13 protein-coding genes are annotated in these 13904 nt (G+C 41.5%); 11 read left to right on the plus strand and 2 right to left on the minus strand.

Annotation, left to right across the window (positions count from 1 at the left end; translation table 11 throughout):
- Positions 1–206: helix-turn-helix domain-containing protein (locus BUB05_RS11650; RefSeq protein WP_139257990.1), on the minus strand; the 206-nt coding region annotated here is incomplete at its 3' end.
- Between the two features lie 305 nt (positions 207–511).
- On the opposite strand from BUB05_RS11650, the gene BUB05_RS11655 reads away from it, so the two are divergent.
- The 3 genes from BUB05_RS11655 to BUB05_RS11665 are packed head-to-tail and all read left to right on the plus strand — an operon-like array spanning position 512 to position 5624.
- Positions 512–2044: a Ppx/GppA phosphatase family protein gene (locus BUB05_RS11655; protein WP_073049793.1), complete on the plus strand. Its 1533-nt coding sequence runs from the start codon at positions 512–514 to the stop codon at positions 2042–2044.
- Positions 2045–4123: an RNA degradosome polyphosphate kinase gene (locus BUB05_RS11660; protein WP_073049794.1), complete on the plus strand. Its 2079-nt coding sequence runs from the start codon at positions 2045–2047 to the stop codon at positions 4121–4123.
- Position 4124: 1 nt separating this feature from the next.
- A complete protein-coding gene (locus tag BUB05_RS11665; RefSeq protein WP_073049795.1) occupies positions 4125–5624 on the plus strand; it encodes a Ppx/GppA phosphatase family protein in 1500 nt (499 codons plus the stop codon).
- Between the two features lie 107 nt (positions 5625–5731).
- Here BUB05_RS11665 and BUB05_RS11670 read toward each other — a convergent pair whose 3' ends face one another.
- Positions 5732–6226, minus strand: coding sequence for a MogA/MoaB family molybdenum cofactor biosynthesis protein (locus tag BUB05_RS11670; protein ID WP_073049796.1), 495 nt, complete (start codon positions 6224–6226; stop codon positions 5732–5734).
- A gap of 270 nt (positions 6227–6496) precedes the next feature.
- Between BUB05_RS11670 and BUB05_RS11675 the strand changes: the two genes are divergently transcribed.
- The 8 genes from BUB05_RS11675 (at position 6497) to frlD (ending at position 13835) form a co-directional block, all read left to right on the plus strand.
- Positions 6497–7234 carry a GntR family transcriptional regulator gene (locus tag BUB05_RS11675; protein WP_073049797.1) on the plus strand — a complete coding sequence of 246 codons (738 nt, stop codon included), beginning with the start codon at positions 6497–6499 and terminating at the stop codon, positions 7232–7234.
- 29 nt (positions 7235–7263) lie between these two features.
- Positions 7264–8334, plus strand: a complete 1071-nt coding sequence (locus tag BUB05_RS11680; RefSeq protein ID WP_073049798.1) for an ABC transporter ATP-binding protein — start codon at positions 7264–7266, stop codon at positions 8332–8334.
- Between the two features lie 13 nt (positions 8335–8347).
- A complete protein-coding gene (locus tag BUB05_RS11685; RefSeq protein ID WP_073049799.1) occupies positions 8348–9217 on the plus strand; it encodes an ABC transporter permease in 870 nt (289 codons plus the stop codon).
- The gene (locus BUB05_RS11690; protein ID WP_073049800.1) at positions 9218–10042 is read left to right on the plus strand and encodes an ABC transporter permease; all 825 of its coding nucleotides are present in this window, start codon (positions 9218–9220) and stop codon (positions 10040–10042) included.
- Positions 10039–11103 (plus strand): polyamine ABC transporter substrate-binding protein, encoded by a 1065-nt coding sequence (locus tag BUB05_RS11695; RefSeq protein ID WP_073049801.1) that lies wholly within the window; start codon positions 10039–10041, stop codon positions 11101–11103. Before BUB05_RS11690 ends, BUB05_RS11695 begins: the two co-directional genes overlap by 4 nt.
- Positions 11104–11127: 24 nt before the next feature.
- Positions 11128–12123 (plus strand): SIS domain-containing protein, encoded by a 996-nt coding sequence (locus BUB05_RS11700; protein WP_073049802.1) that lies wholly within the window; start codon positions 11128–11130, stop codon positions 12121–12123.
- Positions 12124–12208: 85 nt separating this feature from the next.
- Complete coding sequence (gene frlC, locus BUB05_RS11705; protein WP_073049803.1) at positions 12209–13030, plus strand: fructoselysine 3-epimerase; 822 nt, start codon at positions 12209–12211, stop codon at positions 13028–13030.
- A 7-nt stretch (positions 13031–13037) separates the two neighbouring features.
- Positions 13038–13835, plus strand: coding sequence for a fructoselysine 6-kinase (gene frlD, locus BUB05_RS11710; protein WP_073049804.1), 798 nt, complete (start codon positions 13038–13040; stop codon positions 13833–13835).
- Positions 13836–13904 lie beyond the last annotated feature (69 nt).

Genomic DNA, 13904 nt, shown 5'->3' on the forward strand with positions numbered 1-13904 from the left:
TTTAAATCCCTAGTATATTTCTTATGCTTTATTTTTGTATTTAAACCTTCAATACCAAAGGTTTCGTATTTTCTGATCCATTGCTGGACTGATGTTTTTGTAACTCCAGCTATCCTTGCACAATCCTCTTGTGAACAAATACCATTCAAATACATTTCTACTATACGAGTCTTTTCCTCAAAAGATACTTTTCCTTTTCTTCCCATAAAAAATATGCCCTCCTAGTGATAACAGTTTTATTATTTAAACTGTCTATTACTAAGGGAGCATATCAATCAAGAGGGATAGCATGCTTTTGTTTTATCCCAGGAAAGAAAAAATGCATAGACATTGAAATGTTGGTGTTATGCGGTTGAAGAAGTTTTTAAGGGTTAAATTTACAGGTGCTTTACATGACAAGGAAGCCGTATTCGTGATATAATTAAGACTAAAAGGTTTGCACAGCAACGATGCTTATGCCTGCAATGCGACAAAGTCGTTTTGTATGAATATTGTTATGAGAGGGAATGGAATGGAGAATACTAGAATTGCATCAATTATCTATATCGGCTCAACATATATTGGAATAAGGATAGGACAGAACAGAAAGAACAAGCTTAATATTATTGATCAGGCAAAGTCAAGGCTGTCAATTGGGAAGGATGTATTTGAGAACAGGAGAATACCTGTCGAGAAGGTCGATGCGATTGTCGAAATAATCAGGAATTACAAAAAGCTTTCTAAGGAATACGGTTGCGAACGGATAAGACTTCTTGCTTCTACAGCATTGAGGGAATCAGAAAACAGGTATTACATAAGAGACAGGATATTCCAGGAAACGGGAATCAATCTTGAGATACTGACGGATGCAGAGCTCAAGAACCACATATTCATGTCCAATATAGAAGGCCTTAAAAACAAGGGACAGCTCGAAGACAACGGAATGCTGGCTTTCATTGGAAGCGGAAACCTTGGAATAGCATTTTATGAGAATAATTCAATCAACTACCTTCAAAACATTCTGATAGGAACACTGAAGCTTTATGAAATAGCCAAGAGTGCCGAGAAGTACTCCGACAAGATGAATTACCTTGTCAAGGAGCAGCTCCATACATATTTAAATTTTCTACCCAAATTTCTTCCCAAAAATGAGATGAAATTCCTGTTGGTGGCCGGCAGGGCCACTGAAACAATAGCAGCACTGTGCAGTGTTGAAGAAGAAACGGGGATGATAGGCAAGGAGGAATTCCACCGGTTTTTCAAGGAAATAACCGGAATGAATGCAGATAAGATATCAATCAAGTACAATGTGAGAAAGGAATTCGCCAACGAGATAATCATAGCCACCACAATTATTGAAAACCTGGTGGACATTTCAGGCGTAGAGGGAATCATCCTGCCGGATATCTTCTTTTTCAATACAATGTTCAACGAAATGTTGTTCCCCGGCAAGTACAGAGCCATGAAAAACGACATTAAGCAATATGCCGTATCGTCTTCCCTGAAGCTTGCGGAAATGTACAAGGCATATGACAGCCACATACAATATGTGGATTTCCTTTCGGAAAAGATAATGAAGAAACTGACGAGGACAAACAATTTCAAGGATAAGGAGTTTCTCTATCTGAAAATTGCGGTGATTCTTCACAATATAGGCAAGTTTATAAACTCCGACAAGCATTATCTCAATTCCAGCTATATAATCAGGAATACGGATATCATAGGACTTACTGAAAAGGACAGGGAGATCATATCCCTTCTGGTCAAATATCAGTCCTTCCTCCTTCCCGGGGAGAACGACAATGAGTACATGGCATTGAGCCCGGCGGAACAAATCTGTGTTTCAAAGCTTTCGGCTATTATGAGGATGGCGGATTCACTTGACAAGAACTACAAGCAGAAATTCAAGAATATTGCTGTCAGGATGCAGAAAGGCGACCTGGTTATACAGGTTGAAAGCAAAAAAAATACATATATAGAACAGATAAAGTTTAACGAATACAAGGAATTTTTCAAGGAAGTCTACGGAATGGACATTAAGCTTGTTATCAAAAGGGGGATATAAATGGCTGAAAATATGAATGAACAATATGTCAACAGGGAGTTAAGCTGGCTCATGTTCAACAACAGGGTTCTTGAGGAAGCCTATGACAAAAAAAGCAGAATATTCACAAGGCTCAAGTTCCTTGCAATAACTGCATCCAATCTTGATGAATTCTTCATGGTAAGGGTTGCCGGTATCAAGCAGCAGTTGGCTGCAAAATACAACAAGCGTGACATAGCTGGAATGACTCCCAAGGAGCAGCTTGAAGCAATCTATGAAGAAACCCAGAAAATGATGAAGAAGATGTATAACTGTCTCAACAAGTCCATACTTCCAAAGCTGGAACAAGAGGGAATATTCATGAAAAAATATTCAGACTTGAACCCTTCCCAGAAGGAATATGCAGATGAATTCTTCGAGGAGTTTTGTCTTCCAGTACTAACTCCTCTAGCAGTTGACTCGGGAAGACCTTTCCCCCATCTTGGAAACAAAAGTCTAAACATTGCAGTGGAACTGGATTTCGAAGATGACGACAAGCTCTATGCCGTGGTTCAGGTTCCCTCCGTTCTGACAAGGTTTGTTGAAGTGGATGCGGATGGTGATGAAACGGTTTTCGTCTATCTTGAGGACATAATAGAGAACAATCTGGACAAGCTTTTCAAGGGGTATGAAATTTCGGGAACGGTAATATTCAGGATAACGAGGGATGCCGACCTTGCGATAGACGAAGACGAGGCGGAAGACCTTCTTCTGGAAATCGAGAAGTATGTAAAGAAGAGGAAGTGGGGATCTGCAGTCAGGCTAGAGCTTCAGAAAAAGGGAGACAAGGGACTCATGAAATTCATGAAGAAAAACTACGGGGTGTCCTCCGATGAAATATACGAGCTTACAGCTCCCCTGGACCTTGCAAGCTGGTTCTCCTTCATAGGAAACAGCAGATTTTCCCATCTCATAGACGAAGATCCTAAACCGCAAAGGGCAATGGATTTTTATGGAGAAGAGGATATCTTTTCTGCCATAAGGGAAAGAGACAGAATGATACATCTTCCCTATGAATCCTTTGACAAGGTACTTGAATTCATAGACCGGGCTGTTGACGATCCGGATGTACTTGCCATAAAACAGACACTCTACAGGGTAAGCAAGAACTCACCCATCATAGACAAGCTCATCCGTGCGGCGGAGAACGGAAAGCAGGTTACGGTGGTTGTCGAGTTGAAGGCAAGGTTTGACGAGGAGAACAACATCGTATGGGCGAAGAAGCTTGAAAGGGCAGGATGCCACGTAGTATACGGACTTCCTGGACTGAAGATACACTGCAAGGCACTGCTGGTGGTCAGAAGGGAAGACGAGGGCATAAACAGATATGTCCACATGGCTACGGGCAACTACAACGATTCAACGGCAAAGCTCTATGAGGATATAGGAATGTTCACCTGCAGGGAGGACATATGCAGCGACATATCCAACATGTTCAATACCATTACGGGATATACCAAGCATCGGGAATACAAGAAGATATTCGTGGCGCCTCATGGAATGAGAAAGGGTTTCGAGCATTATATAGACAGGGAAATATGGAATGTAAAAAACGGCGGCTATGGAAGGATAATTGCCAAGTTCAACTCACTTGTGGATAAAAAGATAATCAACAAGCTTTACGAAGCTTCCCGTGAGGGGGTTGAAATAGATCTTATAATAAGGGGGGTATGCTGTCTCAGGGCCGGAGTTCCAGGCCTTAGTGAAAACATAAGGGTCAGGAGCATAATAGGAACCTTCCTTGAGCACAGCAGGATATACTATTTCTACAATGAAGGGTATTCCGACATTTTTCTATCCAGTGCTGACTGGATGGAAAGAAACCTGGACAGAAGGATAGAGGTTCTCTTTCCCGTTGAAAACGGAATTCTTAAGGAAAGGGTTGTTGAGATGCTTGAACTGAGCCTTGCCGATACTGAGAAGAGCAGGTTTCAGCTTGAGGACGGAAGCTACAGAAGGGTTGACAAAAGGGGCAAGGAATCTGTTAACGTACAGATGAGGCTTCATGAAAATGCAGTTGAAAATTTCAGAAGGGCAAAAGAAGAAATGATGGGAGTATGATATGAGATATGGAATAATCGATATAGGGTCAAACACCTTCAGGCTCATAATAGCTGAAATAACTGAGAAAAGCTATTTTGTAATTGACGGATTCAAGGAGAATGTAAGGCTTTCCGAAGGCCTTGACAAGGACAGCTTTCTGAATGAAGAAAAGTTGGAATACGGCAAGAAGACACTGAGGATGCTTGTGGACTATTGCCGTGCCAGCAAGTGTGAAGAGATAAGGATAGTTGCCACGGCGGCCCTCAGAAAGGCAAGGAACAGGGACGAGTTCATCAGCTATGCAAAAAAGGAGTTGGGCGTTAATGTTGAGCTTCTTCCAGGTGAATCGGAGGCCATGTATGACTATATAGGATCCATAAATTCATTGAGCAAGAGAGACTATGTATTTATGGACATCGGAGGCGGTTCCACTGAAATCGGTCTGGTAAAGGACAGGAAGCTGAAGAATTCAATAAGTCTTCCTTTCGGGGCAGTGGACCTTGCCAACGAATTCAGCCTCAGGGACAAACCCAAGAATGATGACCTGAAAAGACTTGAGGAATATGTGACAGACAAATACGAGGAAGTTGAGTGGCTTAAGGAAGGGAAGGACCTTCCTCTTATAGGAATAGGCGGTACCATAAGGACAATAGGAAAGATACAGAAGAAAAAGGACGACTATCCTCTCAGTGCCATACACAACTACTATATAGAAAGAAGTGCCGTTAACAGCCTCTATGAACAGGTGTCTTCAATAAGCAGGAAGAAAAGGGAAAACATCGGGGGTCTCAGCGGTGACAGGTCAGACATATTTGTAGGTGCATGCGGTGCCGTCAAGTATCTTCTGGACCACTGCGGTTCAAGCCATCTGGTAATAAGCAGGGACGGACTGAGGGAAGGTCTCATGTTCGAGAAATGCGGATTTGGAATCAACAATATCAAGAAGAATCCTCTCAGGCTTTCAGTTGAAAACATGATGCTTGTATACGATGTTGATGTGGACCATGCGGTTCACGTGCATTTCCTCATGACAAGACTTTTCGAAGAACTTAAGGACATCCATGGAATGAAGGACGACATGAAGGACATAATGTATGCTTCGAGCATGCTCCATGATGTAGGGAAGCTTCTTGACTACAAGAATCATCACAAGCATTCCTTCTATATAATGCTGAACTCCATGCTGAAGGGCATGAACAACAAGAGACAGCTCATATCTGCAGTAGTGGCGGGAAGGCATACAACCCACAAGCTTAAGGAAAATCTTGAAGACTACTACAAATTATTGAACAAGGAAGAGCAGGATAATATTGAAAAGCTCAGTGTCCTCCTCATGATGGCTGAAGGCCTTGACAGAAGCAACAGCATGAGGATAAAGGATATAAAATGCGAGAAGCACAATGATGCGGTTATCATAAAGACATTCTCGGATGAGGACATCACTTTGGAAAAGGCATATCTCAAATTCTTTGAAAATATCTTTAACAGCACATTCGGGTGCCATATGGTTGTGGTGTAAGTTTACTTGATGGAAAATATTCAGTCCTTGGATTGGAATTAAAAGACCTACTGAAACACATCAAATTTCAGTAGGTCTTTAATTTATCCCATTATCAAATCGGTTTGTTATTCTTTCTCGGCGCAGTTGGTTGCAGAACCCTTGAGAATATCAAGACCGTGCTCCATCGGGTTCATGATATATTCGAGACATTCCCTTACTGCCTTGGGGCTTCCGGGGAGGTTTACTATCAGGGAGTTGTTCCTTATTCCAGCCTCGGCTCTTGAAAGCATTGCCTTTGGTGTTATCTGAAGGCTCAGATACCTCATGGCCTCGGGAATGCCGGGAACCCTTCTCTGTATCGCAGCAAGGGTTGCTTCTGGCGTGTTGTCCCGTTTTGAAAACCCCGTACCACCTGTAGTGAGGACAAGGTCTACGCCTATGCCGTCGCACATGTATATTATTGTTTCCTTGATCATTTCAAGGTCGTCAGGTACCATCTTGTAGTCAACTACTAAATATCCTGCCTTTTCAACCATTTCCCTTATTACCTGACCGCTTAAATCTTCTCTTTTTCCTTCCGAGCCGCTGTCGCTGGCCGTAATTATTCCAACCTTGTACATTTTCTCCTCCTCCAAAAAACAAAAGGTCCGGTTCTTTTTGTTTTTTGCATGGTTTTTTATAATAACTTGTTGATATTTTTGGTTTCATCTGAATTAGACTTGTTGAATTCTAATTCATCTGGTCAACTTGTGACAATATAATTATAGCATATTTTGAGAGAATTAATATTAAACAAAAGATAAGAAAAAATATTTGCCAATATCATCCAGTCGTGATATCATTACAGTACTGGTATATACAACTATACCAATATGAAAGGATGAGATAATATGACAAAAAAACCATATATTCCCCCGTTATATATTCAAATAAAGGACATTCTCATTGAAAAAATAAATTCAGGTGAGCTTGAGAGCGGCAGCCAGCTGCCGTCTGAAAGGGAAATAAGCGAAACTTATCAAATAAGCAGAATGACGGCAAGGAGTGCATTGACACAACTTGTGGATCTGGGATATGCCTACCGGGTTAAAGGCAAGGGTACCTTTGTGAGGATACCGAATTTTGAAAGAGACTTCGTAAAACTCAGTGGATTTTCGCAAATGTTGATATCCAGAGGCATCAAGCCGAGCAACAGGGTTGTAAAAACAGGAATAATTGAAGTGGACAAGAAAATCGCTTCGCTGCTGGAAACGACAATTGGTGCCAAAGCCTATGAGATAGTCCGTGTAAGATATGGAGACAACATACCCCTTGCGCTGGAATACTCATATTTGCCGGTAAGCCTCTTTGACGACCTGCTTCAATATGATTTCGAAAAAGATTCCCTGTATGAAATAATTGAAAATATTTACAATCATAAATTGAAATTTTCCAAGCAGTGGATAAAGATAACAACTTTGGATGAGAATGAAGCTAAAATGCTAGATGTAGCTGAGAATACACCTGCATTCCTGCTGGAATCAATTTCCTATGACATGGATGATAGAGTTGTGGAAGCTACAAGGTCGTTGAACATTGGAGACAGGACCACTTTCTATACGGAATTATGGCCCGGTTCCGGAGTATAAAAATTTACATTTATTTCAAGAGGTGAAGAATGACTGATTCAATAGTAACTTTAATTGATGTTGAGAAAAGTTTTGGGAAAAACCAGGTTGTAAAAAAAATGAACATTGAAGTGAAACAGGGAGAATTCCTTACTCTGCTTGGACCTTCGGGATGCGGAAAAACCACCACCCTAAGAATGATTGCGGGATTTGAAGAAGCTTCATCAGGAATTATCAAGGTTCAGGGAGAGAGTATAGAGGACAAGGAACCTTTTGAAAGAGATGTCAATACAGTCTTTCAGAATTACGCTCTTTTCCCCCATATGAGTGTGTTTGACAATATAGCCTATGCCTTGAAAATAAGAAAAAGACCAAAGGATGAAATTGCTGCAAGGGTCAATGAAATGCTGAACCTTGTACAGCTCAAGGGATATGAAAAAAGGAAGCCGGAAGCTCTATCGGGCGGCCAGAAGCAAAGAGTTGCAATTGCAAGGGCTCTTATAAACAATCCAAAGGTCTTGCTTCTTGATGAACCACTAGGCGCCCTGGATCTCAAGCTTAGAAAGCAGATGCAGGTGGAGTTGAAGAGACTTCAGAAGAAGCTTGGAATTACTTTTATCTATGTAACTCATGACCAGGAAGAGGCTCTCACGATGAGTGACAGGATAGCAATAATGAATGAAGGCATAATAGAACAACTGGATACTCCCAGAGAGATTTACGACAGACCGGTAACTAAATTTGTTGCAGGATTCATTGGAGAATCAAATATTCTAGATGGCAAAGTAACCGCTGTCAATGATGAAATACTGGATGTTGAAACACCAGCAGGTACATTGAGGGTAAAGGGAAACGGATTCAGAATAGGGGAAAGCATACATGTGTCAATAAGACCGGAGTACATAAATGTATCTATCAATCCTGTCGAAGGGTTCAGTCTCAAGGGCAGGATCAAGGATTTCATATATATGGGAACTGTTGTCAAGACGGCCGTAGACATGAAAGACAATTCCGAATTGAAGTATTCACGCTTTGAGAAGGATGATGACTTTGAAGAGGGAGATTCAGTACAAATATCCTGGAACCCTGAAAGAGCAGTTGCCATTAAGGTCAAGAACTAGTGCGGAGGGCAGTATGAATCAGAAAAACACTTTTAAAAGGACAACACTCCCAACACTGGCCATGGCAGGACCGGTTTCATTGTGGATGATTCTGTTTGTGGCATTGCCTATGCTTTATATCGTTTATATCAGCTTCATGTCCAGAGGGGTTTTCGGCGAAGTAGTTTATGATTTTTCACCGGACAGCTATAAAACCTTGTTGGACACCACATATTTCAAGGTCATAGTCAAATCCTTGAAAGCTGCATCAGTAACAACGGTGCTGTGCCTTTTGGTTGGATATCCCTTTGCATATTATATTGCAAAAAAACCAAAGGAAGTTGCTTCAAAGCTTATCATGCTCATTATGATTCCCTTTTGGACAAACTCCCTAATGAGGCTCAACAGCTGGCTGCTTCTTTTTCAGACAAGCGGACCTGTGAACAAGTTCCTCCAATACTCAGGTATTGTAGATGCGCCTGTGAGCTTCGTATATACGGATGGGCTTGTACTGCTGGGGCTTATAACAAACATGCTTCCCTTTGCAGTTCTTCCTATGTACAGCTCCATTGAAAAATTGAGCAAATCTCTTTTGGAGGCATCGGAGGATCTTGGAGCCTCAAAGACCACTACCTTTTTCAGGATAACACTGCCCCTTACCTTTCCGGGAATCTTTTCTTCCATAATACTGGTGTTTATTCCTTCCCTTGGAATATATACCGTAACGGATATGCTCGGTGGAGGAAAAGTCCTGTACATAGGTAATATAATAAAAAACCAGTTTGGGGCGATAAGAAACTGGCCTCTGGGTGCGGCCCTTTCAGTTCTGCTGATAGTCATAACAGGACTGCTCATTTTCATTTACACCAGATTTGCCAAGATTGAAGACATGGAGGTGGTGTAGTTGAGTGTTTCGAAAACACAAAAAAGAAAAATATTGAGAGAGCTTGTTGGAACAATCTACTCCATTGCAATATATACAGTATTGTATATTCCCGTAGTGGTAATGATGGTATTTTCATTCAATGATCAGAGATACAACTATTACTGGAACGGATTTACGACCCGGTGGTATTCGAAGTTATTCACCAATTCCGCTGTGATAGGAAGTCTCTGGTATTCGGTGATAATAGCAGTGCTGGCGACTGTGATTTCGGTTGCGATAGCCACAATCGGAGCTCTCGGGCTGAAGAAATATGAATTCAAGGGTAAGAAATTCATCAACAACATGCTTTACATACCTATAATAGTTCCTGAAATCGTCATGGCAGTTGCACTGCTTATAATATTCATGAAAATCGGATTTTCTCTTGGAATGGGTAGCATATTGATAGGCCATTGCACTTTCTGCATACCCTATGCTGTAGTTACAATAAAAGGTCGTATAATCGGCGACGGATACAGTCTTGAAGAGGCATCCATGGATCTTGGAGCCGACAGAATACAGACATTTTTGAATGTGACTCTCCCTAGCATCATGCCTGGTGTAATGAGTGCGGCATTTCTGTCCTTTACCCTTTCAATAGATGATGTAGTAATGAGCAATATGCTTGCCGGTGCAAAGAATTCAACATTGCCTGTCTTGATTCTTTCGATGAACAAGTCGGGTATTACGCCGGATATCAATGCACTGACCACAATTATGATTCTAGTCATTGTTATTGCAATGATTTTGAATAATAAAATTAAAAATGCGTTAAAGCGCAGAAAAATGGAGGAGTTAGAATGAAAAAAGCAATATCTATTATTTTGACTGTGATCTTGATCATGAGTATTTTCGCAGGATGTTCGGGCACCAGTGTCGGTTCAAACGGTGAAAGCGACGAAGCTGCTGCAAGCACTGAACTTAACATCTACATGTGGCAACAATACATATCGGATGATTTGATTGCAGAATTTGAAGAAGCAAACAATGCAAAGATTAATCTGTCATACATGAGTGACAACGCAGATGCCATAACAAAACTTACAGCAGGCGGTGGACAGGATTATGACCTTATAATGACTTGTGATGCCTATATGGAATCACTTATAGAAGGCGATTATGTTGAGAAGATAAACTTTGAAAACATACCAAATGCATCCAATATAAATGAATCATACTGGACTGCAAAGGAATACTGTGTTCCATATCTCATGAATTATATCTACATAATCTACGACGAGGATACATGTCCGGTTGAAATCAAGAGCTACAACGATCTTATAGACCCATCGTTGAAAGGTCAGATAGCTTCTATTGACGGAGCAAGAAACCTGTTTCCAATAGCCCTTGTCGCACTTGGATATGATCCAAACTCAACAAACGAAGGTGAAATAGCAGAAGCATATGAGTGGCTGGTAAAATACAACGAAAATGTTGTAGCATATGGAAATGCTGAACAAAACCTTACAAACGGAACTGCATCTGTGGCATTCACTTATGATGGAAATGCTTCGTGGGCAATGTCGGAGATGGGAGAGGACAACAGCATTGTAATAGCCGATTTTGAAAAAGATCCGGTACAGCTTGGTTTTGACCTTTATGTAATACCTAAAGGAGCCAAGCATGTTGACCTTGCAGAAAAATTCCTGAATTACATAGCTGATCCTCAGGTTATGGCTGAAAACCTTGTGGAATATCCATATTCATGCCCTAACGATGCAGCAGTTGAAGCAGCTTCAGATACTTACAAAAATGACCCTGCAAGAGACTTTGACTACAAGCAGAACGTATTTTTCCAAAAGGATGTTGGAGAAGCTATAACAATATACAATGACTACTACCAAAAATTAAAAGTTGGAGAATAAATAGATACCTAGGAGAACATGATAATGTTGAAATTTGACGAACAGAACCAGTTGGACAGCGTAAACGGAGCCTTGGCAATCAGAGGGGAATTGGAGGCTGTTGTAGACGGAATATGCAAAAAAGGATATAAGAACATCTGTTGGCTTGGCATAGGCGGAACATATGCATCATGCCTGCAGGCTGAGGTACACATGAAGGAAAGGTCTTCAATAGACTTTTTTGTGGAAAATGCAGCAGAATACATCTGTACTGGAAACAAGAAGGTGGGAGAAGGCACGATTGTTGTCATTTCTTCTGTTACAGGCAGAACTACGGAAATGATCGATGGAGTGACCAAGGCCAGGGAGGCGGGTGCTGAAGTTATAGGCTTTGTCGATTATCCTGATACGAAACTGGCTGAGATGTCGGATTATTTGATTTCATATCCAATGAATGAGCAGCTTAAATTCTTTATGGTGGCTGACAGATTCATGTACAATGCCGGAGAATTCGAAGAGTACCCTGAACTCTATGCCGAGCTTGATGAACATCTTGCAAGAGGTCTCGTAGAGGTTGAAAAAGCTGCAGATGAATTTGGAGAAAACTTCGCAAGAAAGCATATGAATGACAGCATACATTATTTTGTTGGAGCAGGAAATCAGTATGGAGCGACCTATTCCTACGCCATGTGCTACTGGGAAGAACAGCATTGGATAAGGACAAAATCCATACACAGTGCAGAGTTTTTCCACGGCATGTTTGAAATTGTAGACAGAGATACGGCAGTTACGGTATTCATCGGAGAGGATTCGCAGAGGAAACTCAGTGAAAGGGTGGCAAAATTTCTGCCGAGGATATGCTCAAACTACAATATCATTGATACAAAGGATTATGAGCTTAGAGGCATAAGCGAAAAATTCAGAGGGCACCTTTCCCATCTACTGATGAGAGTTATAACGGCAAGGATAGATGTTCACCTGGAAAAACTGAACTGCCATCCTATGGAGATAAGAAGATACTACAGACAGCTTGATTATTGATGGCTGTTAGCGCGACTGACTTTAAAGGCAGACTGTTTCTTGATTCTGAGGCAGTCTGTCTTTTGAATTCGGAAAGGGGGATTTTATGAAGATTGGAATGTTTACATCAGGATATAGGCGAAGTGATGTGGAGGATATCTTTAGAGATGCCAAAAGGTTCGGATATGACTACATTGAGCTGTGGGGAGGCAGGCCCCATGCCTATCCATGGGATCTTAAGAGAGGGCAGCTTGACAGCTTGCTGTCCCTATGGGACAAGTATGAAATGCCAATAAGGGTATATACACCGGAGCAAAATGAATATCCATACAATTATATGATCGGTGATGAATATCAAAGAAAAGAATCGATTGAGTATCTCAAAACAGCAATTGAAATGGGAAAGGCCCTCGGAGCAGAGTATACTGTGATTTCAGCCGGTCATGCAGGATACAATGCCACCAGGAAGGAAATATGGGACAGGCTGCAAAAAAGCATAAGGGAACTGGTGGATCATGCACAGGACAAGGATCAGATGATTCTTATTGAGGCTCTCACTCCGTATGAATCCAATGTATGCACAAGTGCAAATGACCTGTGTGATATAATTGAATACATTGATTCGCCATATCTGGGAGCCATGTGTGATGTGGTTCCTCCATATGTGCAAAATGAAAGTATAATGAGCTATTTCAGGAAGCTGGGAAAGAACCTCAAACATCTGCACATAATTGACAGTGATGGAGCAAGCGATACCCACCTTGTTCCGGGAGAGGGGAACATGCCCCTCAAGGAGCTTGTTGAGGAGATACATGATGTCGGGTATGATGGTGGAGCGACTATAGAGCTTGTCACAGCATATATAAACGAACCGTCTATTTATGCAAAACAGGCAATTGACAGGTTAAAAAAATTAACGGAATGTTGAGGATATTATGGAGAAAAAGATTAGAATAGCAGCCGTCGGTGACAACTGCATGGATGTTTATGACAATACGGGAGAGGCTTTTCCAGGTGGCAATCCGGTAAACGTAGCAGTGTATGTCAAAAGGATGAATGGCGAGTCGTCATATACCGGCGTTGTGGGAACGGATGATTACGGCAAATTCATGGTTGAAGCCATATCGGCAAAGGGTGTGGATGTATCTCATGTTAAAGTGATGGACGGCAGGACTGCCGTTACACATGTTGAAATAAAAAATGGCGACAGAATCCTAGGTGAATATGAAGAAGGAGTCATGGCTGATTTTAAGCTGACTGAGGAAGATATTGATTTTTTATGCAGCCATGACCTGGTTGTGACAGGGATATGGGGAATGGTGGAATCCGAGCTTCATAAAATTAAAGACAGAGGCGTACCTGTTGCCTTTGATTTTGCAGATAAGCCTGATCATGAGATAACACATGAGGCTTTGCCATATGTGGACTATGCATTTTTTTCCGATGACAGCAAAAACGATGAAGAACTGCATGAATTCATGAAATGCATCAAAACCAAAGGACCTGGGGTGGTTGTTGTAACCAGGGGTGAAAAGGGAAGTATGGCATACGATGGCATCGAGTTCACCAAGTTTGGAATAATGGATTGCGAAGTAGTAGACAGCATGGGTGCGGGAGACAGCTATATAGCCGGATTTCTCATGGGAGTGCTTGAAGGGGAATCTATCCTGGAGTGCATGAGAAAAGGAGCACATAGCAGCAGTTTGACTATAGGATATTATGGCGCCTGGTAGTATGGTTAGGAACCGACTGTAAAGAGTTGGTTCCTTTTAATTCAATAGCAGCCAAATAGTAGCCTGAAA

The sequence above is a fragment of the Dethiosulfatibacter aminovorans DSM 17477 genome (assembly GCF_900142005.1).
GTDB lineage: Bacteria > Bacillota > Clostridia > Tissierellales > Dethiosulfatibacteraceae > Dethiosulfatibacter > Dethiosulfatibacter aminovorans.

What these genes read in the sequence shown, in the direction of transcription:
- BUB05_RS11685 (WP_073049799.1), top strand. Translation starts at nt 8,348, where the DNA reads ATGAATCAGAAAAACACTTTTAAAAGGACAACACTCCCAACACTGGCC.
- BUB05_RS11680 (WP_073049798.1), top strand. Translation starts at nt 7,264, where the DNA reads ATGACTGATTCAATAGTAACTTTAATTGATGTTGAGAAAAGTTTTGGG.
- BUB05_RS11655 (WP_073049793.1), top strand. Translation starts at nt 512, where the DNA reads ATGGAGAATACTAGAATTGCATCAATTATCTATATCGGCTCAACATAT.
- BUB05_RS11665 (WP_073049795.1), top strand. Translation starts at nt 4,125, where the DNA reads ATGAGATATGGAATAATCGATATAGGGTCAAACACCTTCAGGCTCATA.
- BUB05_RS11670 (WP_073049796.1), bottom strand. Translation starts at nt 6,226, where the DNA reads ATGTACAAGGTTGGAATAATTACGGCCAGCGACAGCGGCTCGGAAGGA.
- BUB05_RS11675 (WP_073049797.1), top strand. Translation starts at nt 6,497, where the DNA reads ATGACAAAAAAACCATATATTCCCCCGTTATATATTCAAATAAAGGAC.
- BUB05_RS11700 (WP_073049802.1), top strand. Translation starts at nt 11,128, where the DNA reads ATGTTGAAATTTGACGAACAGAACCAGTTGGACAGCGTAAACGGAGCC.
- BUB05_RS11695 (WP_073049801.1), top strand. Translation starts at nt 10,039, where the DNA reads ATGAAAAAAGCAATATCTATTATTTTGACTGTGATCTTGATCATGAGT.
- frlD (WP_073049804.1), top strand. Translation starts at nt 13,038, where the DNA reads ATGGAGAAAAAGATTAGAATAGCAGCCGTCGGTGACAACTGCATGGAT.
- frlC (WP_073049803.1), top strand. Translation starts at nt 12,209, where the DNA reads ATGAAGATTGGAATGTTTACATCAGGATATAGGCGAAGTGATGTGGAG.
- BUB05_RS11660 (WP_073049794.1), top strand. Translation starts at nt 2,045, where the DNA reads ATGGCTGAAAATATGAATGAACAATATGTCAACAGGGAGTTAAGCTGG.